The sequence below is a fragment of the Devosia sp. Z6_126 genome (assembly GCF_058133495.1).
The window spans coordinates 961,400-988,098 of the sequence record NZ_JBYUNO010000001.1; the positions used below are offsets into that span (position 1 = coordinate 961,400).

The window sequence follows — 26,699 nt, forward strand, 5'->3', positions numbered from 1 at the left end:
CAAACTAGGATACCAAAATGGCTCTCAAGCTCCGTCTGGCTCGTGGTGGCACCAAGAAGCGCCCATTCTACCACATCGTTGTTGCCGATGCCCGCTCGCCCCGCGATGGCCGCTTCATCGAAAAGCTGGGCACGTTCAACCCGCTCCTTAACAAGGATGCCGAGAACCGCGTCGTGCTGAATGGCGAGCGCGCCAAGCATTGGCTCGAAGTTGGCGCCCAGCCGACCGACCGCGTGCTGCGCTTCCTTGACAATGCGGGCCTGACCAAGCGTGACCCCCGCAACAACCCCAACAAGGGCAAGCCCGGCGAGAAGGCCACCCAGCGCGCTGAAGAAAAGGCCGCCAAGGCTGCTGCCGCCAATGCTCCGGCCGAGGACGCTGCCGCCGAGTAATTCGGCTTTTTGGCGACTGCCAGAAGAACCCCGGTGCGCAAGCGCCGGGGTTTTTGGTTTGTGGGGCTTGGCCGTGCGCCGGCACAAACAAAAACCCCGGCGCGAGGCCGGGGTGATCTTGGTGCAACGCTGAGGAAAGGGGCCTTAAGCCTTGAGCTTGGCGAGGATCGCGGAGCCCATTTCCTCGGTGCCCACTGTCTTGCGGTTGTCCTGGGCGATGTCGCGGGTGCGCAACCCGTCGCTGAGCACGGCCGAGATGGCATCCTCGACCTTGCCGGCCAGTTCCACCATGCCAAAGCTGTAGCGCAGCGACATGGCAAAGCTCGCGATCATGGCGATCGGATTGGCAATGCCCTGGCCGGCGATATCGGGGGCCGAGCCATGGACGGGCTCGTAGAAGGCCTTGCGCTTGCCGGTGACCGGATCGGGTGCACCCAGCGCGGCGGAGGGCAGCATGCCGAGCGAGCCAGTCAGCATGGCCGCCACGTCCGAGAGGATATCGCCAAAGAGGTTATCGGTGACCATGACGTCGAACTGCTTGGGATTGCGCACGAGCTGCATGGCGGCGTTGTCGGCCAGGATATGGCGCAGCTCGACGTCCGAGTAGTCCTTGTGCACCTGGTGCACGACTTCATCCCAGAACACGCCGGACTTCATGACGTTCTTCTTGTCGGCGGAGTGCACGAGACCGCGGCGGGTACGGGCCAGGTCAAAGGCGACGCGGGCGATGCGGTCGATCTCATAGGTCTCGTAGACCTGGGTGTCGACGGCGCGTTTCTGGCCATTGCCAAGATCGGTGATCTCCTTGGGTTCGCCAAAATACACGCCGCCGGTCAGTTCGCGCACGATCAGGATATCGAGGCCTTCCACCAATTCCCGCTTGAGCGAGGACGCGTCGGCCAGCGCCGGATAGCAGATGGCGGGGCGCAGATTGGCGAACACAGCCATTTCCTTGCGCAGGCGCAGCAGGGCGGCTTCCGGGCGGTGCTCATAGGGCACATTGTCCCACTTTGGCCCGCCCACGGCGCCAAACAGCACGGCATCGGCCGCGAGTGCCTTGGCCACGTCAGCGTCGGTGATGGCCACGCCATGCTGGTCATAGGCTGCGCCGCCAGCCAAGCCTGTGTCGATGGTGAAATCGGTCAGCTGCTCGCCGTTGGTCCAATCGATGAGCTTTTCGACCTCCACCATGATCTCGGTGCCGATACCATCGCCGGGCAAGAGGAAGAGGGAATGGGTGGCCATATTTTGTGCTTTCAAGAGTTGGAGGCGCCCAGGCGGGCGGTGACTTCGATTTCAATCTTCATGCCGGGCTCGATCATCTGCACGATCAGCATGGAAGCGGCGGGGCGGACCGTGCGGAAAACCGGTCCGACCGCCGCTACGACGTCCTCGACATGTGAGCGGTCTGCTACGTAATAAACGACGCGGACCGTGTCGGCGATCGTGCAGCCCAGTTCACGCAGGGCCGCATCGATGGTGGCGAGGGCATTGCGGGCCTGATCGCCCACGCCCTCGGGCATGACCATGCTGGCATAGTCATAGCCGGTGGTGCCCGAAACATAGACGGTGTCCCCGTGCCGGACGGCGCGGGAATAGCCAAGGTCGGTTTCAAACGGCGAGCCGGTAGAAACGCGCTGCACCATGGCCGGGAGCCTTAGAGCCAGGGGCGGTCCACGGCCATCTTGCTTTCAAAGCCAGCGATGGACGGGTCGGATTTGAGTGTGCCGGCGATATCGTCGAGGCCTTCGAGCAGGATCTGCTTGCGGCTGGGGTCAATATCGAAATGGATGGTGCCGCCATCGGGACCCTGAACGGTCTGGGCTTCCAGATCGATGGTCAGGGTGGCGTTGGAGCCGCGCTCGGCATCGTCAAGCAGGAGCTTGAGCTGCTCGGGGCTGACGACCAGCGGCAGGATGCCGTTCTTGAAGCAGTTGTTGTAGAAAATATCGGCAAAGCTCGTCGAGATCACGCAGCGGATGCCGAAATCCAGGAGCGCCCAGGGGGCATGCTCGCGCGAGGAGCCGCAGCCGAAATTGTCGCCGGCCACAATGATCTTGGCGCCGCGATAGGCTGGCTTGTTGAGCACGAAGTCGGGGTTTTCGGTGCCGTCTTCGTTGTAGCGCATTTCCGAAAACAGCGCGGTGCCCAGACCCGTGCGCTTGATGGTTTTCAGATACTGCTTGGGGATGATCATATCGGTGTCGATATTGATGATCGGCAATGGCGCCGCAACACCGGTCAGGGTGGTGAATTTGTCCATCGGAAAACCTCGCTTTGGCTTGGTCTTTGCGCGAAAGCGGGGATGGGGTCAAGTCGAGTTGGGGGGAAACCGTTCGCTGGCGTACTCTTGGTTACGCCTGCGAAGTGGTTTTGGGGTGGAAGAGGGAATTTCCGGCGTTTGGAAGGGCTCAAAGGTGGCCTTATCAGCCAGCTGTCATTCCGGCCTTGAGCCGGGACCCGTCCTGAGGTGTTGGTGGAAGGTGCTCAAGGTGCCCTGGTGGAGCACCTTGCGGCAGGGGCCGGATTTCGTGATGGGGCCGGGTGACATCGAGGGTGGGGCGGCGGTGATCGTCCTGCCGTCGTCAGGTTTGGGGGCTTGCCTTAAGCCGCGAGGCTTTCGCGCGCGTCCACGCCGAGCATCAGGTTGAGGTTCTGCACGGCAGCGCCCGAGGCGCCCTTGCCCAGATTGTCGTAGATCGCCACGAGCAGCGCCTGGGCGCGATCATCATTGGCGAAGACGTGCAGGGTCATGCGGTTGGTGTCGTTGTGGTGCTGTGGATCGAGCGCCGGGGTCTTGGCCACGGCCTCGAAGGGCGCCACGTCGACAAAGCTGTCGGGAATGGCAGCGTAATGGTCGGCCAAAGCGGCATGCAGTTGCTTGCCGGTCGGGGCCTTGGGCAGAATGCCCAGCTGCAGCGGCACGGCCACCAGCATGCCCTGGGCGAAATCGCCAACGGCCGGCTGGAACAGCGGCTCGCGCTGGAGGGTGCCGTATTGGGTAAGCTCGGGCACATGCTTGTGCTGGAAGGTCAGGCCATAGGGCATGAAGTGGCTGGCGCTGGCACCGGCGGCTTCATATTCCTCGATCATCTGCCGACCGCCGCCCGAATAGCCCGACACGCCATTAACCGTCACCGGGTAATCGGCCGGCAGCAAGCCCGCAGCGATCAGCGGGCGCAGCCCGGCAATGGCGCCTTGAGGCCAGCAGCCGGGATTGGCCACGAAGCGCGCTTCGGCAATCGCCTTGGTTTGTGCGCGGTCCATCTCGGCAAAGCCATAGGCCCAGTTGGGGTTCACCCGGTGCGCGGTGGAGGCGTCGATCACGCGGGTGGTGGTGTTCTCGATCAGCGCGACGCTTTCCTTGGCGGCATCGTCCGGCAGGCAGAGAATGGCCACATCGGCCTCGTTGAGCAGCTGGGCGCGCATGCCTGCATCCTTGCGCCGCTCGGGCGGGATGGTGAGCAGTTCGAGATCGCGCCGCTCCTGCAAACGCTCGCGGATCTGCAATCCGGTGGTTCCAGCTTCCCCATCGATGAAGATCTTGGCGGCCATGTGCTGTTTCGCGCTCCTCGTGTTGCTCGTCTAGATGGGCCGCGTCCGACGCGGCGTCAAGCCGCCGGCCTTGCCCGGAGGGGCGGCCGATGGCAGGGTTTTGTCTCCGAAACCAGCCAGGGACGCAACCGATGACGCCGCATAATCATGCAAAGCCGGGCGATTACGCCGATGCCGTGCTGCTGCCGGGCGATCCGCTGCGGGCTAAATGGATTGCCGAAACGTTCCTCGCCGATGCGCAGCAGGTCAACAGCGTGCGCAATTGTCTGGGCTATACCGGCACCTATCAGGGCCGGCGGGTTTCGGTGCAGGCGAGCGGAATGGGGCAGCCTTCGCTCTCGATCTATGTGCATGAGCTCATCAATGTTTATGGCTGCAAGACGCTGATCCGGGTGGGCACCTGTGGCGGCCTCAACACCAAGGTCAAGGTGCGCGACGTAATCCTGGCGCAAGGGGCCTGCACCGACAGCTCCATCGTCAAGGGGCGGTTTGGCCCCTATAGTTTTGCCCCGATCGCAGATTTTGGGCTGTTGCGCCGTGCCGCCGAGCGCGCCGAAGAGCTCAAGCTGCGCTTTCACGCTGGCAATATGCTGTCGGCCGATATCTTCTATCATGCCGATGGGATGGCCGGTTACGACGCCTTGCCCGAACATGGCGTTCTGGGCGTCGAGATGGAGGCGGCCGCGCTTTATACGATCGCCGCCCGGTTCGGGGCGAGGGCGCTCGCCATCTGCACCATGACCGATTGCATCATCACCAAGGAGGAGCTCAGCGCCCAAGAGCGGCAAAGCTCCCTTCGCGAGATGGTAGAACTGGCGCTCGAGGTGGCCATCGCGGGCTGACCCTCAAGCGGTCAGCAAGCAAAAGGCCCGGCATAAAGCCGGGCCCAAGCGATTAGCGGCGAACCCGGTCGCGATCGATGATGCGGCCGCGGCAGGCGTCTACAGTCACAATATAGGAGCGGCGACCTTCGTCACCCCGGACGCGAACATAGCGGTCGCCCGAAGCATAGATGCGGACGTGACGATAGCCGGCGCGCTCCACCAAGCGCCGCACCTCACGATCGCTCATGCAATCGCGCTGCGGGCGGTGGCGTTCGCCAACCGAAAAGCCATAACCATTGCCGTTCTGGAAGCTGAACGACAGGCTGGGGCTATTGGACTGGGCCTGGGCCGGCATGGCCGAAACTGCGGTGACACCCAGTGCCAGTGCCACGGCCCCAGCACGCAGGAGGGGAGAAAAAGCGGGGAGTTTCATGGGAGAACCTCAGGGTTTTAAAATGATCATGCCCTCAAAAGCATGCTCGGTTCTAACCGCTGGGCTCTGAACCAAACCATATCGCCTGGTTCATTTTCGGTTCAGCGTAGGGCGCCTGCCCAACCAAATGGACAGGCGCCTCACTGACGCTGTTTGCACGTACCCGGTACATACCGTGCGCCTTCCTTGTAGGGCGCGCATAGTGAAGACGAGGTTACCGCCGCCCGCCGTCGCCGCCAATTTGGCGCATTAACGCCACAGATTTGAGGCAACTTCGAAGGGCCTCGCGACGTTGAGCGGCGTCAATCAAGGGTTCCCGCTCCATGTCGATTACAAGCTCGTCTTCCCGCCAGGTCCTGCCCGGTGATTTCACCACGCTGGGCGCTCACTGGGACGGGGACGGGACCAATTTTGCCCTGTTCAGCGCTCATGCCGATCGGGTGGAGCTGTGCCTGTTCGATCCGGCAAGTGGGGCGGAAGAGCGCATCACCCTTCCCGAATATACCAACGAAATCTGGCACGGCTATCTGCCCGGTGTAGGACCCGGCACCCTTTATGGCTATCGCGTCCATGGTCCCTATGATCCCATGAACGGCCATCGGTTCAATCCCAACAAGCTGCTGGTGGATCCATATGCCCGTGAATTGGTGGGTGACGTGCAGTGGTCGCCCGCCCATTTCGGCTACATCACCGATAGCGAAGACAAGGATCTGTCCTTTGACGAGCGCGACAACGCCGCAGGCATGCCCAAGGCGCGGGTGATCGATCCGCGTGGCTATGACTGGAGCGGTGATCGCAAGCCCAATATCGCGTGGGACCAGACCATCTTTTACGAAACCCATGTGAAGGGCTTCACCCAGCTCAATTCGGCGATCCCCGAAAACCTGCGCGGCACTTTCGAAGGAATGGGCCACAAGGCGGTGGTGGACTATATCAAGAGCATGGGGCTGACTTCGGTTGAACTGCTGCCGACGCACTTCTTCCCCGATGACGATTTCCTGCTCAATCGCGGGCTCAAGAATTTCTGGGGCTATAATACTCTCGGCTTTTTCGCGCCGGCGAACCGTTATTTTGGCCCGCGGGGGCTCGACGGGTTCCGCGACATGGTGCGCGCCTTCCATGATGGCGGCATCGAGGTGATCCTCGACGTCGTGTACAACCACACCGCCGAAGGCAACGAAATGGGCCCGACCCTCTCGTTCAAGGGCATCGACAACTTCGCCTATTACCGCACCATGCCGGGCGAGCCGCGCTACTACATCAACGACACCGGCACCGGAAACACGGTCAACACCAGCCATCCGCGCGTGCTGCAGATGGTGACCGACAGCCTGCGCTACTGGGTCGAGCAGATGCATATCGACGGCTTCCGCTTCGATCTGGGCACGATCCTGGGGCGCGAGCCCTATGGCTTTGACGAGCGCAGCGGCTTTTTCGAAGCGGTCGGGCAGGACCCGGTGCTGAGCAAGGTCAAGCTTGTGGGTGAGCCCTGGGATATCGGCCCGGGGGGTTATCAGGTCGGTGGCTTTCCGCCCGGCTGGTCGGAATGGAACGACAAATATCGCGATACCGTGCGCGATTACTGGCGCGACGAGGACAACACCGTCCGCGATTTTGCGGCCCGCTTTACCGGATCGGGCGATGTTTATGATCTACGCGGCCGCCGCCCCTGGTCGAGCGTCAATTTCATTACCGCCCATGACGGCTTCACCCTCAATGACCTCGTTTCCTACAACGAGAAGCACAATGAGGCGAATGGCGAAGACAACAATGACGGGCACAACGATAACCGCTCCTATAACTACGGCGCGGAAGGCCCCACGGACGATCCCGGGATCAATGAAGTGCGCGAACGGCAAAAGCGCAACATGCTGGCGACGCTCCTGCTTTCTCACGGCACGCCGCTGATCCTGGCGGGCGACGAGTTCAGCCGCTCGCAGCTGGGCAACAACAATGGCTATTGCCAGGACAGCGAGATCTCCTGGGTCAACTGGGACGAACGGCCTGCCTCCACCGCTGAACTGACCGAATTTGTGCGCCAGGTGATTGCGCTCCGGCAATCACAGCCGCTGCTGCGGCGCGCCAATTGGCGCGACGGCATGACCGTCACCTGGTTCAATCCGGGGGGCGGGGAACAACAGGACGAGCATTGGGAAGACGCCGGCGCCACCACGATCGGCCTGCATCTGGCGCGCGAGGATCTCAAGGGCCAGCCCGACACCTGGTGGGAGGTGCTGGTGCTGTTCAATCCCCATGACGGCGACGTGGATTTCGTCGTGCCCGAGCGGGAAGGTGGCCATGAATGGCTGGTCGAGATCAACACTGCTGCCGTCACTGGCGAGGAAGTCCGCAAGCTTACAGCGGGCGAGCCCGTAAGGATGACCTCGCGCTCGCTGCTGCTGCTGCGCTAACCTTGCCGGGGTGCCTGAGGGCACCCCTTGCGCCATTGTGCGCCCTAGGCGCGGAGTAACGGAACCGGGAGGGGCCGTGGCCGTTGCCTTGGCGCAGCAATCTCGCGGCCTTTCAGGTATTCACCCATGAGCGATCCGCACGACACTCCTCCCCTGGTCGGAGCGGTCAACTACAAGGGCGCCCCGCCAACCAACACCTTGGTCACCGCCGCCTTTATCGGAATGACCATTGTGGTGCTTTATCTGGGGGCGGGCATTTTCGTGCCGCTGGTCCTGGCGGTGCTGCTGGCTTTCGCGCTGGCGCCGGTGGTGCATCGGCTGCGGCGGCTGCATCTGCCCCATATCGTGGCAGTGCTGCTGGCCGTGCTGCTGGCAGGCGCGGTGCTGTCGACCATCGGCTATATTGTCGCCACCCAGCTGATCAAGCTCGCGGGCGACCTGCCGCGCTACCAGACCACAGTAATCGAAAAATTTACCGCGCTGCAGCAAACCCTCGGCGGGGAGGGCGGCACGGGTTTCCTCAGCAGTTTCGGCGATGCGATCGGCCAGCTGCAGGGGCAGCTTGAAGCAGCGGATGGCGCTGAAACCACGCGGCCCATGCCGGTCGTGATCACCAATGATGCCGCTGGCCCACTCGCCATGGTGCAATCGGTGCTCAGTTCCGTGCTGGGGCCGCTGACCACCGCCGCTATCGTAGCAGTGTTCCTGATTTTCCTTCTGCTTGAACGCGAAGACCTCCGCGACCGCTTCCTCAAACTCGTTAGCCGGGGCGATCTGCGCACCAGCACCAAGGTAATGAACGAAGCGGCCGCCCGCGTTGGGCGCTATCTGCTGGTGCAGTTCTGCGTCAACCTTTCCTATGGGGTGGTGTACGGGACGGGCCTCAGCCTGATCGGGGTGCCCAATGCGGTGCTTTGGGGCTTGCTCGCGGCCATTTTCCGCTACATCCCCTTTGTCGGTACGCTGATCGCCTCATCCATTCCCTTTACCCTCGCCTTTGCGGTGGATCCGGGCTGGTCGATGCTGCTCTATTCCGTGGCGCTGTTCGCGACGCTCGAGCTCGTCACCACCAATGCCATCGAGCCGAGGCTTTATGGCTCGAGCACCGGGCTGTCACCGCTCGCGGTGTTGGTGGCGGCTATGTTCTGGGCCACACTATGGGGACCAATCGGCCTGATCCTGTCGACGCCTATAACCGTGTGCCTTGTCGTGCTCGGCCGCTATGTGCCCCAATTGCAGTTTTTCGAGACGCTCCTCGGCAGCGAGCCGGTGCTGGAACCGACGGAGCGGTTCTACCAGCGGCTGGTGGCGGGCAACACCGTGGAGGCCATTGAGCTGGCCGAAGAATATGTCGGCGAGCATGATCTGCAGCGCTTTTACCAGGAGATCGCCATGCCCGCGCTGCGCCTGGCGGAAGCAGACCTCGACACCAACGCCAATGATGTCGCCCATCGCCGCCGGGTGGTGGAAAGCCTTTCGGGCGTGGTGGACGACCTCGACGATGATCTGGGCCGCCATGCGGTGGAGGCGGAAAAGCCTCAGGTGCTTTGCATCGGCGGGCGCACCGAGCTCGACGGCTCGGCCGCACTGTTGCTCGGGAGGCTGCTGGAAACCGAATATGCCATCAGCGTCATGCCGCCCCTAGCCGTCCGCCAGGAAAGCATCGGCCAACTCGATCTCGAAGGCGTGCGGGTGGTGTGCCTGTGTTATCTCGGCGAGAGCATGCGCAGCTATCTGCGCTATGTGGCGCGCCGTCTACACCGTCGCCAGCCCGGCCTTGTCGTAATCGCCTGCGTGTTCAATGACGACATGGCGACGGCCGAAGCGGGTGAGCTGAACGTGGACATGGTGGCGCGCAATATCGAGGAAGCAGCCACTGCCGTGCGCGTCGAGATGGCTGAGCCCGAAGGGGGGACACCGGCTCTCGAAGCAACCGACCCGCTTGGCGCGGCCGCCGACATGGCCTGGATCCGGCAACTCGCTCGTCCTGAGGGCCCCGTGGCCGAACGCCTGCGGGAAATTGCGGTGACCATGGAAGTGCCTGTTGCGGTTGTGGACTTGCGCCAGGACGAGGCCGGCGGCAGCAATGGTTCATCCACGCCCGCGACGCCGCATGGCGCCAGCACGGTGGCCGCTCTCGCCATGAGCACGGGCGAAGTCGTGGTGGTGACCGATGTGCGTTCGGACGCGCGTTTCTCCGCCGATCCCGCCCTGCTCGAGAACGGCATCGGGTTTTGTGTTTCGGTGCCGCTGGTTGGGGGCGACGGGGAAATCGTCGGCGCGTTGTCGCTCTTGGACCAGGAAGCGCGCAGCAGTTTTGGCGCCGAGGACGCCGAAAAGCTCAGCCTTCTAGCCTTGCACCTCATGCAGGATGCTGCCAACGGCCACCTTGCGGTGGCGAGCGGTTCAGGAAAGGGACCGGGCGAGGGCAGCAAGAGCCATTGATTGCCGATTGACTTGAAATTTAGGCGCTGCCAGTCTGCTGCCTATTGAGGGAGCACGGCGGCATGGTAGTTGGCGGGGCAGATGGTGCGGTTGGCAGGTTGAACTGCCTATTCGCCGCGGCTGGTGGAGTGGCCGCGTGAACCAGCCTCTCCTCGAGCTCGATGGTATCACCAAGAGCTTTGGCGCCGTGGAGGCGCTGCGAGGAGTGTCCTTTTCCATTGCCAAGGGCGAGGTCATCGCCCTTCTGGGCGACAACGGCGCCGGCAAGTCGACCCTCGTTAAGATCATCTCGGGCGGGCTGGAGGCTAGTTCGGGCAGCATGCGGTTTGAGGGACGCGACTTCCGCCCCCGTTCACCGTCCGAAGCCAAATCCGCCGGGATCGAGACGGTCTACCAGGACCTGTCGCTCTGCACCAATATCGATGTGGTCGGCAATTTTTTCATGGGGCGGGAGCTGACGCGCAAGGTGCTAGGCGTTCGCGTGCTCGATGAAGCCACCATGGAGCGGCAAACGGCCAAGGCCCTCGCCGATGCCGGAACCCGCATTCCCTCCTTGCGCACCAAGGTCGAGCACCTGTCGGGCGGGCAGCGCCAGGCGATCGAGCTCAATCGGTTCGTGCATTGGGGCGGCAAGCTGGTCTTGCTGGACGAGCCCTTTGCGGCGCTCGGCGTCGAGCAAACCCGGCGGGGCCTGCAGATGATCCGCCAGGTCGCTGCGCAGGGCATCGGCGTCGTCATCATCACCCATATCATGCAGCAGGCTTTTCAGGTTGCCGACCGCATCGTGGTGATCCGCCAGGGCGTGGTGGCCGGCGATGTGGCGCGCAGTCAAACCAATGCGGACGCAGTGATCGGCATGATCACGGGCGAAACCTTGACCGGATCCGGACCGGCCCTGGGCGCGGGGCAGTAGCGATCCGGTTCGAGGAGCGATGTTTTGAACAAACTGCTGAAATCGACCCTGCTCATGGCGGCGAGTGGCGCCGCCTTGTTGAGCCCGGCCTATGCCCAGGACAAGGGCACGGTCTACTACATGGTCCCGACCCTCTTGGATGAATTCCAGACCGGCTCGGTCAGTGCGCTCGAAATGTTCCTCGAGCAGGTCGGCTACGACATGACGACGCTCAATGCCGACAACAAGACCGACTTGCAGCAATCGCAGATGAACGACGTCATCACCCTAGCCCCCACGGCCATTATCCTGGCAGCCGTGGACTTCAATGCCCTGGCGCCTTCCGTTGATGCGGCGCGGGCGGCAGGCATTCCCGTCATCCAGTTTGATCGGCAGATTTCCTCTACCGTTTCGGACTTCACCTCGGTCGCCGGCACGATCGAGATTGGCTATGTCGCCGCCCAAGAGGTCGAGCGGCTGCTGACCGAAAAGAACGGCGGGGTTAAAGGCAAGGTGCTGCAGGTGCTGGGCGACCCCGGCGACCCCTACACCCTCGATATTCAGAAGGGTTTTGAAGAGAAGATGGCAGCCTTTCCCGAGGTCACCATCATCAGCCAACCCGCCATGATGTGGGAAGCGAGCAATGCCGGCACCATTGTGTCGGACCAGCTGCTGGCCAATCCCGACATCGACATCGTCTTCAGCCACGCAGCGCATCTATCCGTCGCGGCCGTGGCGGCGCTGGAGTCGGCCGGCAAGCAGCCTGGCGATGTCCTGGTGATGAGCTCCAATGGTGCCCCAGTCGCCCTGCAGCTAATCCGCGATGGCTGGATGCAGGTGGAGGTCGAGCAGCCGCTCTATGCGCAGGCTGCGGCGGTGGCGATGTTCATGGACAAGATCGTTGCCAAGGAGCCCATCGAGCCCGGCGAATATGATGTGCTCGGGCTGACTTCAGCGGTGACGGTCGAAGACTGGGGCCCCACGATCAAGATTCCGGGTGCCGCGGTCACCGCCGAAAATGTGGATGACCCCGCTTTCTGGGGCAACGGGCAGCCGCCAGCACAGCCGATCACGCCGGTTGAATAACCATTGAACCCTCTGCTCCCTCCCCCATCGGGAGGGAGCCTTTGTCCATAGCCCTCCCGGAAGCTCATCCATGCCGCCTCGCCAACGCCAAGCGCTCGAGTTCGTGCTCGATAACCTTGTGTGGTTCATGCTGCTCGCGGTGCTGGCAATCTTTTCGGCTGTTATCCCGAACTATTTCCAGCCCGGCATCTTCGCCAACATCATCGAGCAATCCAGCGTTCTGGGCGTCATGTCCATTGGCCTGGCGCTGGTGATCATCGCCGGCCACATGGACTTATCGGTGGAATCGGTCGCCGCGCTCAGCGCCATGGTCACGGGGATTCTCTTTGCTTCGTCTGGCATCGGCCTTGGCATAACTTTGACACCGGGCTGGCTGGTCGTGCCAGTCTCGCTTGGCGCCGGCCTGCTGGTGGGCGCCGCCATCGGCGTGCTTAACGGCTTTCTCGTGGTCAAGGTCAAGATGAATGCCTTCATCGTCACCCTGGCGAGTTTTATCTGGGTGCGCGGGCTGGTTGTGGCCTTGTCGGGCGGCCGCTCGGCGCAGAACCTGGCACCCGAATTGCGTTGGCTCGGTATTCAGCGCGTCCTTGGCATTCCCCTCACCGCTTACATCGCCATTTCCTGCTTTGTGGCCTTTTCCTTCATCCTGGCGAGAACCCGGTTCGGCCGTCACCTGCTGATGATCGGGGGCAATGAAGGCGCCGCGTTTCGCGCGGGCATCAAGGTCAACAAGGTGCTGATGGCAGCCTTTGTCCTTTCAGGGGCCATTGCCGCCCTGGCCGGCTGGCTCCTCGCCATTCGCACCTCGGGAGCTACCGCCAATCTAGGCGCCGGCATGTTGTTCAATGCCTTTGCCGCGGTGGTGATCGGGGGCGTCAGCCTCAAGGGCGGCGTAGGCTCGCTGCCCGGCGTTTATGCCGGCGTGCTGTTGCTCTCGTCGATCAACACCGCCATCAACCTCATGGGCCTGCCGGCTCATTACACCCAAGTCATCCATGGCCTTCTGGTCTTGGCGGCGGTGCTGCTCGATACCCTCAAACAAACCATCAGAAAGCAATTGGCATGAGCGACAGGCTGGCGGGCAAGACGGCCCTGATCATCGGGGCTGCCCGTGGCATTGGCAAAGGCATTGCGCTGCGCTTTGCCGAGGAAGGCGCCAACCTCGTTCTGGCCGATTGGGAAGCCGAGGCCGGTCGCGCCTCGGCCGAGGAGTTGGGTGCGCAGTTCATCGCCACCGACATTTCGCGGCTGGCCGATGCGGAAGCGGCCGTGGCTATGGCACTATCCGCCTATGGGCGGCTCGATATCATCGTGCAAAATGCCGGCGTTTATCCCTGGCAGTTGATCGAGGACACTTCGGAAGCCGATTGGGATCGCGTCATGGCGGTCAATCTGCGCGGCTCGTTCAATGCCGCCAAAGCTGCGCTCGGGCCGATGCGGGCGCAAGGCTCGGGGCGGATCCTTTTTACCTCCTCGATCACCGGCCCGCATGTCACCAGCCCGGGCCACGGCCACTACGCCGCGACCAAGGCGGGCATCAATGGCTTTATCCGCTCGGCGGCGCTGGAGTTTTCCGCCTATGGCATCACCGTCAATGGCGTCGAGCCCGGCAATATCCTGACCGAAGCGATGCAGGAGCATCGCGGCCCGGCTTTCATCGCCGATATGGAAAGCGCCATTCCCCTGGGTCGGCTGGGTAGCGCCAGGGATGTCGCTAACGCGTTTTTGTTTCTGGCTTCCGACGAGGCCAGTTATATCACTGGCACCACCATTGTCGTAGATGGTGGTCAGTTGCTGCCCGAGGGCAACGACTTCCGCATGCGCCCCAGCGGTGTCTAGACAGCGGATCGCCAACATTATTGAGTTGAGTCGGAATTCTCCATGAAAGCAGATTGCGTTGTCCTCGGGGCTGGGATCGTCGGGGTCAGTGTCGCCATTCACCTTCTCAAGCGCGGCCGTTCCGTGGTGCTGCTGGACCGGGGGGAGGCCGGAAAGGAAACCTCCTATGGCAATGCCGGACTGATCCAGCGCGAAGGGGTGGCGCCGCATCTGTTTCCCCAGTCGCTGGTGACCGTACTCAATTATGGCCGCAACCAGAGCGTCGACATGCGCTTTCGCTGGCGCGACCTGCCCAAGTTGTCGCCGTTCCTTGCGCGCTATTGGTGGGCGTCGCGCTCGGGCTCCTATCAGAAGATCGTTGAGGACTATTCCAAGTTCATCGCCCATTCCGTGTCCGAGCATGCGCCGTTGATCGAGGAAGCGGGCGCCGGGGACCTGATCGGCAAGGCGGGCTGGATGGAGGTGTTCCGCACCGAAAAGGGTTTCCGCGCCGCCCTCGAGGAAGCCGAGGGGCATGGCCGCTATGGGCTGGAGCACCAGGCGCTCGACCAGCAAACGCTGCGCAGCCAGGAACCCCATGTCACTGCCCCGCTCGTTGGCGCGGTGCATTGGACGCAGCCCTGGACGGTACGCGACCCGCTGGCGCTGACGCAGGCTTATCTGCGCTTGTTCATCCAGCTGGGCGGAAGGTTCGTGCATGGCGATGCGCTCAGCCTGCGTGAAGCGGCGCCGGGCTGGAGCGTCGACACGGTCGAGGGCCCGCTCCAGGCGCGCGATGCGGTGGTGGCGCTGGGCCCATGGTCGGGCGGGCTGCTGAGCAGACTGGGGCGGCACCTGCCGCTCGGGGTCAAGCGCGGCTACCACATGCATTACCGCCCGCGCGGCAATGCCACCATCTCCATGCCGATGTTTGATGAAGCGGGCTTCCTGATGGTGCCGATGCGCCAGGGCATCCGGCTCACCACCGGGGCGGAATTTGCCGCGCTCGATGCGCCGCCCAACCCGGTGCAGGTGGATGCGGCCGAGCCTTATGCGCGCGAGGGCTACCCCATTGCCGAGCGGCTCGATGCCAAGCCTTGGATGGGGGCGCGGCCCTGCACGCCCGACATGAAGCCCATAATCGGGCCTGAAGGGCGCAAGGGGCTATGGCTGGCCACCGGCCATGCCCATCATGGGCTGACGCTCGGGCCCGCTACGGGGCGGCTCCTGGGCGAAATGATGACGGGGGAGACCCCCTTTGTGGATCCAACGCCCTACAGCGTTGCGCGTTTCCGCTAAGGGCGCAAAGCCAGGCCTCAGGCCTGGCTTTTGCTGCGGTCGGGCACCAACTGCACCCGGTGAAACAGGCTCGTCAGCGTTTCCACCGTGGCCTTGCGCTCGGGGGCATCGCCCGCCAACTCGTGCAGATCATTGGCGAGGCGGGTGAGCTTTTCAAACAGATCGTCAGCTTCCCCGCGCATGATGCCCGAGGACACAAATGACCAGGTCTTGAGCATCTGCTTGAAATCAGCCGCCTTGCGCCGGAAGGCGTCGGGCTCCTCGGACGCTGTAGGGGCGCGACTGGGGATGAACTCGAAACTGTCCTCAATCCGGCTTTGCAGCACCGGGGTGGGCCGGGCTGGGGCCAGCTCGGCAGCCTGCTCGCCCAGATGCAGATAGCCGGGGGTGAATTCGCCAATTTCAGCCAGCTCGTCCCAGCGGTGGATCGTCAGCACGCCATTGGCAAATTCGATCAGGTTGTCGGCGCGCAGCACCATCAGCGTGCGGTTGACATGCACCACGGACATCCCGGTCACTTCGGCAAGGTGGCGCTGCGAAAGGGGCAGGGGGCAGCTATTGCCCTGGGCAATGCCGGCGGCCTTGGCGCGGATCAGCAATTCGCAAAACAGATGCGCCAGCTGCCCGGCGGCATTCTTGATGCTGTTGCGAAGAAGCCAGATGCGCAGCATCGAGGCCTGCACCAACGTTTCGCGCCACATCAGGCCCTGCAGGGACGGGAACTGCGCGAGCAGGTCGAGCATCTTGCGCTGCGGAATGAGCCCGACAATGGAGGGCACCAGTGCTGAAAGCCCCTGGTCCGCGATCGGCATCTGCAGCGTTTCCAGCCCCGGGGCATCGCCGCGCAGGTAAAGCCCGCAGATCTGGCGATTGCCGCGGGCATCGTCGTTGAAGCGCTGCAAGACGCCATCGAGCACCACGACGATGCTGGACGCGTGCGACCCCAGCTGGGTAATTTCTTCATTGGCCGACAGCCGCACGGTGGAGCCCGTCAGGGCCAGCAGGCCAGTGCGCTCAGCGGGGCTTAGGGGGCCAAACAATCCCAGATGGCCGGCCAAGGCATCGCCGCTGGCGGGCAGGCCCGAGCCTGAATGGTTACGCATGAGCATGTTGCTGCAATCCTTGCTTGATGGCTCGAGCCAAGTCTTCGGTCGAGAACGGCTTGGCCAGCACTGGGGCGTTGCCACATTGGGTCGGCACGTCGGCGGGGGTGTAGCCGGTGGTGAAGACAACAGGGATGTTGCGATCGTGACAGGCGGCCGCGATGCCGAGGCTCGTGGTCAGGCCCAGATTGATGTCCAGCACCGCCAGGGCAGGCTTGTGGCTGTTGAGGTAAACAAAGGCATCCGCTTCGGAGTGGAGGCACCTCCCGACCGGCCAGCCGATTTCATCGGCCATTTCCTCGATCATCATGGCAATCAGGGGTTCGTCCTCAACGATCATCAGTTCCGCACCATCCGACATCGCCAACCTCCTGTTCATTGAACTATGTTAGTCAAACTCGAGAATTACGAAGCCATGTCTGCGCTTGTTGCCGTGCCGCTGATGGCGCCAGGAAGCGCTACAGGGAACTGCAGTTTAATTGTCTCGCCTGAGCCGGTCCGCTCAGGTTCGTGCAGCAATTCTGGCGTATAAAGCGGCCTGGATCGGGCAGTGACGTCCGCTCATGGCGAACGCAGCAGGGCAGCATCGCCTGTGGCGGCTGCGTCTCTAGGCGTCATCAACTCAGTCTTAGCACATCAGCCCCGATAGGACCAACTTGTATTAGCAAGCGTACCAAGTTGGACCGATTCCCCTTGGGTCCGGTCAGCCGGTTCATTTAATCGTGATGCAAATGGCTGGCGCCGGTCACGTCATCGATAGCACAGCATTGCTGGGGGCGTGCCGAGCCAGCCATCCCTGCACCAGATGCTTTCGCTATTTGTGCACACGCTGTCGATCCAGACCGGATATACGGCCTGTCCAACGCCGTGCACCCGGTCCACGAGCGGTTGGCGCGCTGGCTGTTGATGTGTCACGACCGGGCCGAGGCTGATGAGATGGCGCTCACGCACGACTTTCTCGCGCTGATGTGGCCGTGCGCTGCCCCAGTGTCACCACGGCGCTCCACTCTCTTGAAGGGAGCCACTTCATTCGTGCGAAGCGCGGCTTCATCACCATTCGTGATCGCGAAGCGCCGGAGGCCTTTGCCGCCGATGCCTATGGCGCCCCCGAGGCAGAATATCGACGCGTGCTGGGCCCGTTGCACTAGGCGAGCCCAGCCACATCTACCAGACGATGGGGTGGGTGGCTCCGGTGGCAACATTGACGAACCCCTCCGGCGCGAGCGGCGAAGGGGCTACCAGAACCCAACGCCAGGGCGCGCAGGTCAGGGTGGCAAAGGCCAGCCGTTCGGGAAAGCCGGGCCACCAGCGCGGCGAAAAGGTCGGCTCGAACATCCACTCAATGGTTTCCCCCTGCCGATAAAGCTCGGCCATTTCCGCGTCGAGTTCGGCTGCCGGCCGGCAGGTCATCAGCCCCCCGACTTCATAGCGTACCGTGGCGAGCACTTCGCCACCGCGCACCAGCGCCCAGCCCCCTTGCGTTTGGCGCAGGGTATTGACCGCGAGCGCCATGGCCTCGTCCGACGAGCCCACAACCCAGATATTGTGCTTGTCGTGCCCCATGGAACAGGCCAGCGCCGTATCGGGCGTAGCCGGCCCGGTGCCCAGCCAGAACATGGCCGCGGCTTTGCCCTCCCCCGAAAACCGGTCGACAATGGCCCATTTGGTGATGTTGCGGGCAGTGTCGCGCTGCACCAGCCCATTCTCTACCTTGAGTTCGGTGGTGATGAAGTCATCGGCCCAGTGGAAAGGCCGCAACAGCGCAGCCTGAACCGTGTCGCGATCCGCAGGTGCGGGAATGGCGAAATCATCGGCCGTCATCTCCCGCTCGATATGGACCGTCTTGGTTGCCCAGTCGGGCCAGGTGATCTGGGGCAGGGCGCCGGTATAGCTTTTCCCCTGCGAGACCTGGGTGCCGTCAGCCCAGACCTGGTCAATGGCGAGCTTTTCAATGTCATCGAGCAGAACCAGATCGGCAAAGCGTCCTGGCGCGACAGCGCCGACCCAAGGCGTTAGCCGCATATGCCGGGCCGGATTGATCGTCACCAGTTGGATCGCGGTCTCGACCGGCAGCCCTGCGGCGATGGCGAGCCGCACATTATGGTCGGTGGCCCCCAGCTTCATTGTATCGGAACAGGAGCGATCATCGGTGCACAGCGCGACATTGGACCAATCGCTCTGCCCGCGCTCAAGCAGGCCCGTGATCATTTCGGTGAGGGAATGGGGGCGCAGTTCCATGAACAGGCCCCGCCGCAGCTTGTCGCTGACCTCCTCGGCCGTCCAGGCTTCGTGGTCCGACGCCATGCCGGCGGCGGCAAAGGCATTGATGTCATTGAGGTCCCGCATCCCGGCCGCATGCCCCTCGACCACGCCGCGCTGCTCGAAGGTGGCGCGGATCATCCCCCAGAGCCGCTCATAGGAGGGGTTGTCGGGGTTCCAGACTGCCGGCCAATCCATCACCTCGTCGAGCCCCGCCACCATCAGCTGGCTGCGCAGGAACTGGGCCTGTTCGGCATAGCCGAAATGCCCGCCACCCCATTCATAGGCGGTGGGCGGAACGGCCGAGCCGGGCAAGGGGATAATCTTCATGGGCGAGCCGGCCAGCCGCGCAGTCAGCCAGAATTGGAGATTGTGAGCGCCATTCACGTTGGAAAATTCGTGGCTGGCTTCACAGGTCCAGGTGCAGCCATGGGGCAGCACCAGCGCCGCCTCCCATTCGGGGGTCAGATGGCTCGATTCAATATGCTTGTGCACTTCGCCAAAGCCGGGCACCGCCGCCAGATGCGAGCGGTCGATCCGTTCGGCAACAGTGCCGGGATACGCACCAGCAGGGCCGACCCAGGCGATGCGGCGCCCGGCCACGACGATCTCCTGATCCTCGTGCCAGTTGCGGCCATAGACATCGAGCACCTTTCCCACGCGAATGGCGCGATCGGCCGGCCGCTTGCCCAGTGCCACCAGGGCCAGGTTCTGCCGGATCGCGACTTCGTCTTCAGGGTTGATCAGCAGATCGCTTATGGTGGTCATATCAGTTCCGAGATACAGTTTGCCGCGCTGACAATGCGCTTGCCTGTCAATAAGAGGGATGGCGAGTAGAAGCCATCTTCCCATGACAGTTGCACAAAGATAAGGCTTGCGGCATATGCGACCCAAAAAACAGGCTTCTGCCGGCCGGGCCTGCGCTCCATCCGTTCGCGGACGGCACTCCGCGTGCAAAGGAATATCCATGTCGAAAACTGTTTCTTCCGTCTTCGCGGTTGCCCTTGCCGCCACTACCCTGATGGCTGCGCCCGCAATGGCGCAGGACAAGACCCTGACCATCTCCTGGTGGGGCTTCAATGGCGAAAAGCTCGAGACGCTGGTGCTCGCGCCCTTCCGCGAAATGTGCGACTGCGAGATCGTGTTCGAGACCGGCAATAATGGCGAGCGTCTCAACAAGCTGCAGATCCGCAATGGCGGTGGCGTTGACGTCGCCTATTTCTCCGACAGCTTCAGCCAGCAGGGCATTGAAGCGGGCCTGTTCCAGCAGATCGATCCGGCCAAGCTCCCCAATCTTGCCGGTCTCTATGACATCGCCAAGGACCCGCAGGGCGGGTATGGTCCGGCCTATACGATTGGCCGCGTCGGTATCGTTTACGACACCGCCAAGATCGCAACGCCGGTCACCTCCTGGAATGACCTCTGGAGCGAAGACCTCGCTTCCTCGCTCTCGCTGCCCGGCATCACCACCACGGCTGGCCCGATGGTCGTGCTCAAGGCAGGCGATCATGCCGGCGTCGATGCCTATGAAGACACCGATGCCGCCTTTGCCGCCGTCGCCGAACTCAAGCCCAATGTGGTCAAGAACTACAATACCGGCTCGGAGATGATCAATCTCTTCTCGACCGGCGAGATCAGTGCTGCCATTGCGCAGGACTTCACCCTTGGCCAGATTCAGGCTGCCGTGCCGACCGTTGAATGGGCCGAGCTCGAGGAAGGCTCGATCGCCACGCTCAACACCGTCAACATCCCCAAGGGCGCAGCCGAGCCGGAACTGGCCTACCAGTTCATCAACTTCATCCTCTCGCCCGAAATCCAGCAGGTTCTGGCTGAAGAGGGCGTTGACGCTCCGGTCAACACCGCGGTGGAACTGACCCCCGAGCAGGCAGAACTCTGGACCTATGGTGCCGACACCATCGCCGGCCTGCAGCGCATCGACTATGCCAAGATGAACGCCGCCAAGTCCGGCTGGATCGAGCGCTGGAACGAAATCTTCGGCATGTAATCTCCAAGCGGGGCGCCTTAGCGCCCCGCACTCTTTGCTGGACTAAAGGGCCAGGTTGAATGAAGCGATTTTCAGGTTGGACCCTGGCCTCCCCCGCGACGCTGCTCGTGGTCGTCTTTCTGGTGCTGCCGGTGGTCGCCACCATCGTCACCACGTTCATGACGCCCGCTGGTCCGCTGGCGCCGTATCTTGGATTTTTCGGCAGCGGTTTTCGCCGCACGGTGCTGTTCCGCACCATTCAGGTTTCGTTCATAGTTACGGCGATCGCGCTCATAGTTGGCTTCATAACGGCCTTTGTGATCAGCCGCGCGCCGGGTTGGCTCAAGTCGATCCTGATCATTGCCGCCGTGTTCCCGCTGCTGACCGGCGTCGTCGTGCGCTCCTTTGCCTGGCTCATCATCCTGGGCAAGAACGGCATTCTCAACAATTTCCTCGTCTCCACCGGTCTCATCGGCGAGCCCCTGACCATGCTGTACACGCAAGGCTCGGTAATCGTGGCGATGGTCTATCTCTTTGTTCCGCTGATGATTTTGACCCTGGTGGGCGTGCTTGAATCCATCCCGGAAGACCTGATCCAGGCCTCCTCTTCGCTGGGCGCCAAGCCTTGGGCGACCTTCACCCAGGTCATTCTGCCGCTCGCGGTGCCGGGCCTCATCGTGGGCGCGGTGCTGGTGTTCACCGGCAGCTTCACCTCCTATGCCACGCCCCAATTACTGGGCGGCGAGCAGGTGATGATGATGGGCACCCTGATGTATCAGCAGGCCATGGTTACCTTCGACTGGGTCGCGGCCTCCACCATCGCGGCCGTCATGGTGGTGTTCACCATCGCCATTGTCCTTGTGATGACGCGGGTCGCCCGCCGTCTCAACCCGATGGCGGTATGATGACCCAAAAGCTACACCCGGCCCTCATTGGCTTTACCGTCCTCGTTTTCATCTTCCTCATCGGCCCGCTCATCATCGTGGTGGGCTCGGCGCTGAGCGACACGACCTATCTGACCTTCCCACCCCAGGGGCTGTCGCTGCGCTGGTTCGCCAATATCTTCGAGATCGCTGCGTTCCGGCGTACCATCATCACCAGCCTGCAGATCGCGTTCCTCTCAACCTTCATCGCGCTGCTGATCGGTATTCCCGCCGCCTATGCGCTCAATCGCTACCGCATCCAGCTGCCGGGCTGGCTGGCCACGCTGTTCGTGCTCCCGGTGCTGGTGCCCGAGCTGGTGCTGGGCTTTGCGCTGCTCAAGAATGTGGCGGTGCAGTTCAACACCCCCATCTTCCTGACGCTGGTGTTCGGGCACAGCCTGCTCGTGCTACCCTATGTGGTGCGGGTGATCAGCGCGTCGCTGGCCTCGTTCGACTTCTCGATCGAGGAAGCGGCAATCAGCCTTGGTTCTCCGCCGCTGCGCACCTTTTTTACCATCCTGCTCCCCAATGTGCGCTCGGGCGTGATCGCGGCGTTTATCCTCGCCTTCATCACCTCGATCAATGACGTGTCCATCTCCATTTTCCTCACCGGCCCGGGCATTTCCACGCTCCCCATCCAGTTGCTGGCCCATATGGAGCAGTTCTTTGATCCCACCGTTGCCTCGGTGTCAGTGCTGCTGATGGTGCTGACCGTCGGGGTCATGGCGATTGTCGAGCGCACGCTCGGCCTTACCTTCCTTGCTAAATAGAGTGCCACGCGCGTGACCAAAGCTCTTTCGATCCAGTCGATCACTGCCCATTACGGCACGACCAAGGTGCTTGAAGATCTTTCGCTCGAGGTGGCGGAAGGCGAACTCGTCTCGCTGCTGGGCGCCAGCGGCTGCGGCAAGACCACGACCCTGCGCCTCGTCGCCGGTTTTCTGCAGCCGACTTCCGGTCGCATCCAGCTGGGTGGGGTTGACCTGACGCGGCTGCCCGCGCATCGGCGCGATATCGGCCTGGTGTTCCAGAACTATGCGCTCTTTCCCCATATGAGCGTGGCCGACAATGTGGGCTTTGGGCTCAAGCAGCGCGGGGTCGCGCCGGCGGAAAAAACCAAGCGGGTCGCGGCGATGCTCCAGCGCGTAGGCCTCGCGCATCTCGCGAGCCGACTGCCCGGAGAGCTGTCGGGCGGGCAAAAGCAGCGCGTGGCGCTGGCGCGGGCGCTCGTGATTGAACCGCCGCTGCTGATGTTTGACGAGCCGCTGTCCAATCTCGACGCCAAGCTGCGCGTCGATATGCGGGTCGAAATCCGCCAGCTGCAGCGCGCCAATGGCACGACCTCGGTTTACGTCACCCACGACCAGGAAGAAGCCTTTTCGATCTCGGATCGCGTGGCCATCATGCATGCGGGCCGCATCATGCAGCTCGATACGCCCGAAACCCTCTATCAGCGTCCAGCCAATGCGTTCGTCGCGCGGTTTGTGGGCTTTGAGAACCTGATCCCCATGCGAGTTGTCGAGCGGGATGGGGCGAAGATCACCGCCGAGGCTGCCGGTGGCGTGCGGTTGACGCTGGGCCTTGAGCAGTTCGGCGCCATTCCCGACAGCTTCACGCTGGCCTGCCGGGCCGATGGCCTTGTGGCAAGCCCTGACCTGGCCATGGAAGGCATTCCGGCGACGCTGGGGCTGCGCACCTATCTGGGTCGTGCCTACCAGTATCAGTGCGACACGGCCGCCGGCCCGCTGCTGGCGAACGGCCCGCTGACGCGGCCGCTCGAGATGGGTGGGCAGGCCAAGCTCGTGCCCGTGCCCGAGCAATGCACGATTCTGGCGGCAGAAACGGCGTGACCATTCTTTTCGTCAATGCCTGGGTGCTGACGCTCGACGAGGCGATGAGCGAGCACAATCCTGGCTGGGTGCAGGTGGATGGCACCACCATCACGGGACTGGGCGGTGGCGAGCCGCCCTCCATCGCCGGCGCCGAGATTGTCGATTGCGGCGGCGATATCGTGATGCCGGGCATGGTCAACACCCACTGCCATATGGGCATGGCGGTGTTCCGGGGCCTGGGCGAAGACGTGGATGATCGCCTGTACCGCTATATCCTGCCGCTTGAGCGCAAATTCGTGTCGCCCGAAATGGTGCGGGTCGGCTCGGCCCTGTCGGCGCTTGAGATGATCCAGGGCGGGGTCACCACCGTCGCCGACATGTATTATTTCGAGCAGGAAGTGGGCCGGGTAGCTGCGGCTTCGGGCCTGCGCGCCATTGTCGGCCAGACCCTCGCCGACTTCCAGCCGCCCGATCATCGCGACTGGGACGAGGGCTTTGCCCTGGTCGAGGCGCTGGTGGACGAGTTTGCCGGCCATCCGCTCGTCACGGCCTCCATTGCCCCGCATGCGCCATACTCCACCGGCCGGGCCACCATGGAACGGGTGGCGCAATGGTCGGCGGATCACCCCGATATTCCCGTGCAGATGCATCTGGCCGAAAGCGATCTGGAAGTGCGCTGGGCGCAAGACGCCCATGGTTGCTCGACGGTCGAAGTGACGCGCCAGGCCGGGTTGCTCAAGCCCAACCTCATCTGCGCGCACTGCCTGCAGCTCGATCATGCCGATATAACCATGATGGCCGAGGCGCAGGTTTGCGTCGCGACCAATCCGCGCTCCAACGGCAAGGCCGGCCGCGGCATCGCGCCGGTGGAAGCCCTGCGTAATGCCGGCTTGCCGGTTGGAATGGGCAGTGACGGGGCGATGAGCGGCAATACGCTCGATCTGTTTGCGCAGTTCGCGCCGGTGTCGATGTTTGCCAAGTTGCTGGGCAAGTCGCGGCGGCCATTGCCAGCGCGTGATGTCGTGCAGATGGCGACGATCGAGGGAGCCCGGGTGCTGGGGCTCAATCTGCAGACGGGCTCGCTCGAGCCGGGCAAGCAGGCGGACCTTATTCGCATCAGCCTCGCAGCGCCGCGGCTGCATCCGATCTATGATCCTTATTCGGCGCTGGTGTTTGCAGCCATGCCCGGTGATGTGCTCGACACTATGGTGGCCGGCCGCTGGCTGATGCGGGAGCGGCAGGTGCAAACGCTTGAGCCCAAAAAGGCGCTGCGCGATGCCCTGCAGATTGCCGAGCAGTTCAAAGCCGAGATGGTCCTTCTCGACGAGCAGAAAGCTTGAGCGCGCCAGCAACCCCGCGGCGGGTGATCATCGACACCGATCCCGGGCTCGATGATGCGGTCGCAATCCTTTATGCCCTGGCTTGCGGTCAGTTCGAGGTGCTGGGACTGACGACGGTCGCGGGCAATATCGGTATCGAGGCGAGCACAAGCAACAGCCTTCGGCTGCTTGCCGCGATGGCGCGCAGCGATGTGCCGGTGCGCCGGGGTGCTGCGCAGCCGCTCTGCCGAGTGGGGGCGGAGCTCACCTCCATTCACGGCGATGATGGGATGGGCGGCCTTACGCTGCCCCCGCCGCAAGCCCAAGCGCAAGGAGAAGCGGTCGGGTGGCTCGTCGAGCAATTGCAGTCGGCGCCAGCCGGAAGCATCGACATCCTCGCTCTCGGGCCCCTGACCAACATTGCCCTGCTGGTGCGCGACCACCCCAATGCTGCGGCGCGCCTGGGTCGACTCATCGTCATGGGCGGGGCGGTCGACGAGCCCGGCAATATCGGAGCGCGTTCGGAGTATAATTTCGCGACTGATCCGGAAGCGGCGCAGATCGTGCTTGGGGCGGGGCTTGATCTCACCCTGATCCCGCTCGATGTCACCCGGCGCGTCCGGGTGGTTCCGGCGCAGATTGCCTCGTTTGCAGGCTCGCTGGCCGGAGACCTTTGTGCCGAGATCATCGCGCTCTACTTCGGCAGTGGCCGGGAAAGCCGGCCCCTCCACGACCCTTGCGTGATGCTGTTTGCGGTCGAGCCTGGCTTGTTTGGCCTCGACACCTTGAGGCTGGCCGTTGATGTGAGCGATGGACCTGAAGCGGGCGCCCTTATGCAGGACGCGGACGCGCCGCCCATCAAGGTTGCGATGCGGGTCGATGGCTACGGGGCTATCGAGGCCCTTAGGCAGGGCCTCAACGGGGCTCAGCGCAGCTCTTGTTGAACCAGCGTGCTCCAGAAGCGGGCGCCGGTTGCAATGGCTTCGTCGTTGAAGTCGTAACGCGAATTGTGGTGCAGCGCGCCATCCACTGCCGGACCATTGCCCAGCCAGACATAAGCGCCGGGCACCGCTGCGCCAAAGAAGGCAAAGTCGTCGCCGGCAGTCGAGGGTGGGAAATCGGTGACCACCGGCCGGCCGGTCACGGCCTGCGCTGCCGCCAGGGCGCGACGGGTCGCGTCGGCATCGTTGATCACGGGCGGGATGCGGCGCAGGAATTTATAGTCCGCAGTGATGCCGAACATGGCAGCGGTGCCCTGCGCCAGCTGGCCAATTTCGGCTTCGAGCTGGTCGCGCACCGCGGCGCTGTAGGCGCGGGCCGTACCGCCGATGCGGACAGTGTCAGGGATGACATTGAGGGCCCGGAAATCGCCGCTCTCGATAGCGCAGGCGCTCACCACGGCGGGTTGCAGCGGATCGACGCGGCGGGCGACGATGGTGTGGAGGGCAAGAAGGAACTGGCCGGCGGCGGTGACCGCATCGCGTCCCAGATGGGGCTTGGCACCGTGGGTGCCAACTCCGCGGAACGTCACTTCCCAGCTATCGGAAGAAGCCAGCTGCGGGCCGGCGACCACTGCCATCTCGTCGGGAGCGAGCCCGGGCATGTTGTGAAGGCCATAAACGGCATCCACCGGAAAGCGCTCGAAGAAGCCGTCATCGATCATCGCCTTGGCGCCACCGCGCCCTTCTTCTGCGGGCTGGAAGATGAAATGCACCGTGCCCGAAAAATTGCGCTCGCGGGCGAGCTGGCGGGCGGCCGCCAGCAGCATCACCGTATGGCCGTCATGGCCGCAGGCATGCATGGTGTTAGGGGTCTTGGAGGCATAATCGCGCTGGGCCAGTTCGGGCATAGCCAAGGCGTCCATATCGGCCCGCAAGGCGATCGCCCTTGTGCCGGTGCCTACGCGCAAGGTGCCGACGACGCCAGTCTTGCCCAGGCCACGATGCACTTCAATGCCGACTTCCGCGAGTTGTTCGGCGACGATCTGGCTGGTGCGGATTTCCTCAAAGCCCAGTTCGGGGTGGGCATGCAGGTCGCGGCGCAGCTCGATCATGCGCATGAGCTCGAAGGGGTCATTGCTGTTGGATTGCATCGAAAGCCCGTACTTGAAACACTAGTCCCCAG

24 protein-coding genes and 1 pseudogene are annotated in these 26,699 nt (G+C 63.2%); 16 read left to right on the top strand and 9 right to left on the bottom strand.

Features of this window, described 5'->3' with window-relative positions; all coding sequences use genetic code 11:
* Window positions 1-17 precede the first annotated feature (17 nt).
* Window positions 18-392 (top strand): 30S ribosomal protein S16, encoded by a 375-nt coding sequence (gene rpsP / locus AC3YOG_RS04725; RefSeq protein WP_489889537.1) that lies wholly within the window; start codon window positions 18-20, stop codon window positions 390-392.
* Window positions 393-536: 144 nt separating this feature from the next.
* Here rpsP and leuB read toward each other — a convergent pair whose 3' ends face one another.
* From leuB to argC, 4 genes are all read right to left on the bottom strand, one after another.
* Window positions 537-1,637: a 3-isopropylmalate dehydrogenase gene (gene leuB / locus AC3YOG_RS04730; protein ID WP_489934259.1), complete on the bottom strand. Its 1,101-nt coding sequence runs from the start codon at window positions 1,635-1,637 to the stop codon at window positions 537-539.
* 11 nt (window positions 1,638-1,648) lie between these two features.
* Window positions 1,649-2,038, bottom strand: a complete 390-nt coding sequence (locus AC3YOG_RS04735) for a RidA family protein (RefSeq protein ID WP_489934260.1) — start codon at window positions 2,036-2,038, stop codon at window positions 1,649-1,651.
* Window positions 2,039-2,049: 11 nt separating this feature from the next.
* The gene (leuD, locus tag AC3YOG_RS04740; RefSeq protein WP_127754940.1) at window positions 2,050-2,655 is read right to left on the bottom strand and encodes a 3-isopropylmalate dehydratase small subunit; all 606 of its coding nucleotides are present in this window, start codon (window positions 2,653-2,655) and stop codon (window positions 2,050-2,052) included.
* Window positions 2,656-2,996: 341 nt separating this feature from the next.
* Window positions 2,997-3,947, bottom strand: coding sequence for an N-acetyl-gamma-glutamyl-phosphate reductase (gene argC / locus AC3YOG_RS04745; protein ID WP_127754939.1), 951 nt, complete (start codon window positions 3,945-3,947; stop codon window positions 2,997-2,999).
* Between the two features lie 131 nt (window positions 3,948-4,078).
* Between argC and deoD the strand changes: the two genes are divergently transcribed.
* Entirely contained in the window at window positions 4,079-4,789 is a 711-nt protein-coding gene (deoD, locus tag AC3YOG_RS04750; protein WP_489934261.1) for a purine-nucleoside phosphorylase, read from the top strand.
* 52 nt (window positions 4,790-4,841) lie between these two features.
* On the opposite strand, the gene AC3YOG_RS04755 is transcribed toward deoD, so the two are convergent.
* Complete coding sequence (locus AC3YOG_RS04755; RefSeq protein WP_127754937.1) at window positions 4,842-5,204, bottom strand: hypothetical protein; 363 nt, start codon at window positions 5,202-5,204, stop codon at window positions 4,842-4,844.
* A 323-nt stretch (window positions 5,205-5,527) separates the two neighbouring features.
* Here AC3YOG_RS04755 and glgX point away from each other — a divergent pair, with 323 nt between their 5' ends.
* From glgX to AC3YOG_RS04790, 7 genes are all read left to right on the top strand, one after another.
* The gene (gene glgX, locus AC3YOG_RS04760; RefSeq protein WP_489934262.1) at window positions 5,528-7,615 is read left to right on the top strand and encodes a glycogen debranching protein GlgX; all 2,088 of its coding nucleotides are present in this window, start codon (window positions 5,528-5,530) and stop codon (window positions 7,613-7,615) included.
* A gap of 126 nt (window positions 7,616-7,741) precedes the next feature.
* Window positions 7,742-10,060, top strand: a complete 2,319-nt coding sequence (locus AC3YOG_RS04765) for an AI-2E family transporter (protein WP_489934263.1) — start codon at window positions 7,742-7,744, stop codon at window positions 10,058-10,060.
* 136 nt (window positions 10,061-10,196) lie between these two features.
* On the top strand, window positions 10,197-10,973 hold the full coding sequence (locus AC3YOG_RS04770) for an ATP-binding cassette domain-containing protein (RefSeq protein ID WP_489934264.1): 777 nt from the start codon (window positions 10,197-10,199) through the stop codon (window positions 10,971-10,973).
* Window positions 10,974-11,027: 54 nt separating this feature from the next.
* On the top strand, window positions 11,028-12,038 hold the full coding sequence (locus AC3YOG_RS04775; protein WP_127755386.1) for a sugar ABC transporter substrate-binding protein: 1,011 nt from the start codon (window positions 11,028-11,030) through the stop codon (window positions 12,036-12,038).
* Window positions 12,039-12,108: 70 nt separating this feature from the next.
* Window positions 12,109-13,104, top strand: coding sequence for an ABC transporter permease (locus AC3YOG_RS04780; RefSeq protein ID WP_489934265.1), 996 nt, complete (start codon window positions 12,109-12,111; stop codon window positions 13,102-13,104).
* The gene (locus AC3YOG_RS04785) at window positions 13,101-13,877 is read left to right on the top strand and encodes an SDR family NAD(P)-dependent oxidoreductase (protein ID WP_489934266.1); all 777 of its coding nucleotides are present in this window, start codon (window positions 13,101-13,103) and stop codon (window positions 13,875-13,877) included. Before AC3YOG_RS04780 ends, AC3YOG_RS04785 begins: the two co-directional genes overlap by 4 nt.
* Window positions 13,878-13,919: 42 nt before the next feature.
* Window positions 13,920-15,155, top strand: a complete 1,236-nt coding sequence (locus AC3YOG_RS04790; RefSeq protein WP_172121669.1) for an NAD(P)/FAD-dependent oxidoreductase — start codon at window positions 13,920-13,922, stop codon at window positions 15,153-15,155.
* Between the two features lie 17 nt (window positions 15,156-15,172).
* Here AC3YOG_RS04790 and AC3YOG_RS04795 read toward each other — a convergent pair whose 3' ends face one another.
* Window positions 15,173-16,264 (bottom strand): Crp/Fnr family transcriptional regulator, encoded by a 1,092-nt coding sequence (locus AC3YOG_RS04795; protein WP_489934267.1) that lies wholly within the window; start codon window positions 16,262-16,264, stop codon window positions 15,173-15,175.
* The gene (locus AC3YOG_RS04800) at window positions 16,251-16,619 is read right to left on the bottom strand and encodes a response regulator (protein ID WP_489889548.1); all 369 of its coding nucleotides are present in this window, start codon (window positions 16,617-16,619) and stop codon (window positions 16,251-16,253) included. The genes AC3YOG_RS04795 and AC3YOG_RS04800 overlap by 14 nt, the downstream gene beginning before the upstream one ends.
* 468 nt (window positions 16,620-17,087) lie before the next feature.
* Here AC3YOG_RS04800 and AC3YOG_RS04805 point away from each other — a divergent pair.
* Window positions 17,088-17,406: pseudogene (locus tag AC3YOG_RS04805) on the top strand (helix-turn-helix domain-containing protein); the annotation flags it as partial.
* A gap of 16 nt (window positions 17,407-17,422) precedes the next feature.
* On the opposite strand, the gene AC3YOG_RS04810 reads toward AC3YOG_RS04805, so the two are convergent.
* A complete protein-coding gene (locus tag AC3YOG_RS04810; RefSeq protein ID WP_489934268.1) occupies window positions 17,423-19,285 on the bottom strand; it encodes an adenine deaminase in 1,863 nt (620 codons plus the stop codon).
* A 199-nt stretch (window positions 19,286-19,484) separates the two neighbouring features.
* Between AC3YOG_RS04810 and AC3YOG_RS04815 the strand changes: the two genes are divergently transcribed.
* The 6 genes from AC3YOG_RS04815 to AC3YOG_RS04840 are packed head-to-tail and all read left to right on the top strand — an operon-like array spanning window position 19,485 to window position 25,519.
* Window positions 19,485-20,522, top strand: a complete 1,038-nt coding sequence (locus AC3YOG_RS04815; protein ID WP_172121664.1) for an ABC transporter substrate-binding protein — start codon at window positions 19,485-19,487, stop codon at window positions 20,520-20,522.
* A gap of 59 nt (window positions 20,523-20,581) precedes the next feature.
* Window positions 20,582-21,406, top strand: a complete 825-nt coding sequence (locus tag AC3YOG_RS04820) for an ABC transporter permease (protein ID WP_489934269.1) — start codon at window positions 20,582-20,584, stop codon at window positions 21,404-21,406.
* Window positions 21,403-22,194, top strand: a complete 792-nt coding sequence (locus AC3YOG_RS04825; protein WP_489889551.1) for an ABC transporter permease — start codon at window positions 21,403-21,405, stop codon at window positions 22,192-22,194. Before AC3YOG_RS04820 ends, AC3YOG_RS04825 begins: the two co-directional genes overlap by 4 nt.
* 12 nt (window positions 22,195-22,206) lie before the next feature.
* Window positions 22,207-23,274, top strand: coding sequence for an ABC transporter ATP-binding protein (locus AC3YOG_RS04830; protein WP_489934270.1), 1,068 nt, complete (start codon window positions 22,207-22,209; stop codon window positions 23,272-23,274).
* Window positions 23,271-24,596 carry an amidohydrolase family protein gene (locus AC3YOG_RS04835; protein WP_489934271.1) on the top strand — a complete coding sequence of 442 codons (1,326 nt, stop codon included), beginning with the start codon at window positions 23,271-23,273 and terminating at the stop codon, window positions 24,594-24,596. The genes AC3YOG_RS04830 and AC3YOG_RS04835 overlap by 4 nt, the downstream gene beginning before the upstream one ends.
* A complete protein-coding gene (locus tag AC3YOG_RS04840; protein ID WP_489934272.1) occupies window positions 24,593-25,519 on the top strand; it encodes a nucleoside hydrolase in 927 nt (308 codons plus the stop codon). Before AC3YOG_RS04835 ends, AC3YOG_RS04840 begins: the two co-directional genes overlap by 4 nt.
* Here AC3YOG_RS04840 and AC3YOG_RS04845 read toward each other — a convergent pair.
* Window positions 25,501-26,667, bottom strand: a complete 1,167-nt coding sequence (locus tag AC3YOG_RS04845) for a M20 aminoacylase family protein (protein ID WP_489934273.1) — start codon at window positions 26,665-26,667, stop codon at window positions 25,501-25,503. The genes AC3YOG_RS04840 and AC3YOG_RS04845 overlap by 19 nt on opposite strands.
* Between the last annotated feature and the right edge of the window lie 32 nt (window positions 26,668-26,699).

Excerpts from the sequence above, each read along its gene's own strand:
- rpsP (WP_489889537.1), top strand. The coding sequence starts at position 18 with ATGGCTCTCAAGCTCCGTCTGGCTCGTGGTGGCACCAAGAAGCGCCCA.
- leuB (WP_489934259.1), bottom strand. The coding sequence starts at position 1,637 with ATGGCCACCCATTCCCTCTTCCTCTTGCCCGGCGATGGTATCGGCACC.
- AC3YOG_RS04735 (WP_489934260.1), bottom strand. The coding sequence starts at position 2,038 with ATGGTGCAGCGCGTTTCTACCGGCTCGCCGTTTGAAACCGACCTTGGC.
- leuD (WP_127754940.1), bottom strand. The coding sequence starts at position 2,655 with ATGGACAAATTCACCACCCTGACCGGTGTTGCGGCGCCATTGCCGATC.
- argC (WP_127754939.1), bottom strand. The coding sequence starts at position 3,947 with ATGGCCGCCAAGATCTTCATCGATGGGGAAGCTGGAACCACCGGATTG.
- deoD (WP_489934261.1), top strand. The coding sequence starts at position 4,079 with ATGACGCCGCATAATCATGCAAAGCCGGGCGATTACGCCGATGCCGTG.
- AC3YOG_RS04755 (WP_127754937.1), bottom strand. The coding sequence starts at position 5,204 with ATGAAACTCCCCGCTTTTTCTCCCCTCCTGCGTGCTGGGGCCGTGGCA.
- glgX (WP_489934262.1), top strand. The coding sequence starts at position 5,528 with ATGTCGATTACAAGCTCGTCTTCCCGCCAGGTCCTGCCCGGTGATTTC.
- AC3YOG_RS04765 (WP_489934263.1), top strand. The coding sequence starts at position 7,742 with ATGAGCGATCCGCACGACACTCCTCCCCTGGTCGGAGCGGTCAACTAC.
- AC3YOG_RS04775 (WP_127755386.1), top strand. The coding sequence starts at position 11,028 with ATGGCGGCGAGTGGCGCCGCCTTGTTGAGCCCGGCCTATGCCCAGGAC.
- AC3YOG_RS04780 (WP_489934265.1), top strand. The coding sequence starts at position 12,109 with ATGCCGCCTCGCCAACGCCAAGCGCTCGAGTTCGTGCTCGATAACCTT.
- AC3YOG_RS04785 (WP_489934266.1), top strand. The coding sequence starts at position 13,101 with ATGAGCGACAGGCTGGCGGGCAAGACGGCCCTGATCATCGGGGCTGCC.
- AC3YOG_RS04790 (WP_172121669.1), top strand. The coding sequence starts at position 13,920 with ATGAAAGCAGATTGCGTTGTCCTCGGGGCTGGGATCGTCGGGGTCAGT.
- AC3YOG_RS04795 (WP_489934267.1), bottom strand. The coding sequence starts at position 16,264 with ATGCTCATGCGTAACCATTCAGGCTCGGGCCTGCCCGCCAGCGGCGAT.
- AC3YOG_RS04800 (WP_489889548.1), bottom strand. The coding sequence starts at position 16,619 with ATGTCGGATGGTGCGGAACTGATGATCGTTGAGGACGAACCCCTGATT.
- AC3YOG_RS04810 (WP_489934268.1), bottom strand. The coding sequence starts at position 19,285 with ATGACCACCATAAGCGATCTGCTGATCAACCCTGAAGACGAAGTCGCG.
- AC3YOG_RS04815 (WP_172121664.1), top strand. The coding sequence starts at position 19,485 with ATGTCGAAAACTGTTTCTTCCGTCTTCGCGGTTGCCCTTGCCGCCACT.
- AC3YOG_RS04820 (WP_489934269.1), top strand. The coding sequence starts at position 20,582 with ATGAAGCGATTTTCAGGTTGGACCCTGGCCTCCCCCGCGACGCTGCTC.
- AC3YOG_RS04825 (WP_489889551.1), top strand. The coding sequence starts at position 21,403 with ATGATGACCCAAAAGCTACACCCGGCCCTCATTGGCTTTACCGTCCTC.
- AC3YOG_RS04845 (WP_489934273.1), bottom strand. The coding sequence starts at position 26,667 with ATGCAATCCAACAGCAATGACCCCTTCGAGCTCATGCGCATGATCGAG.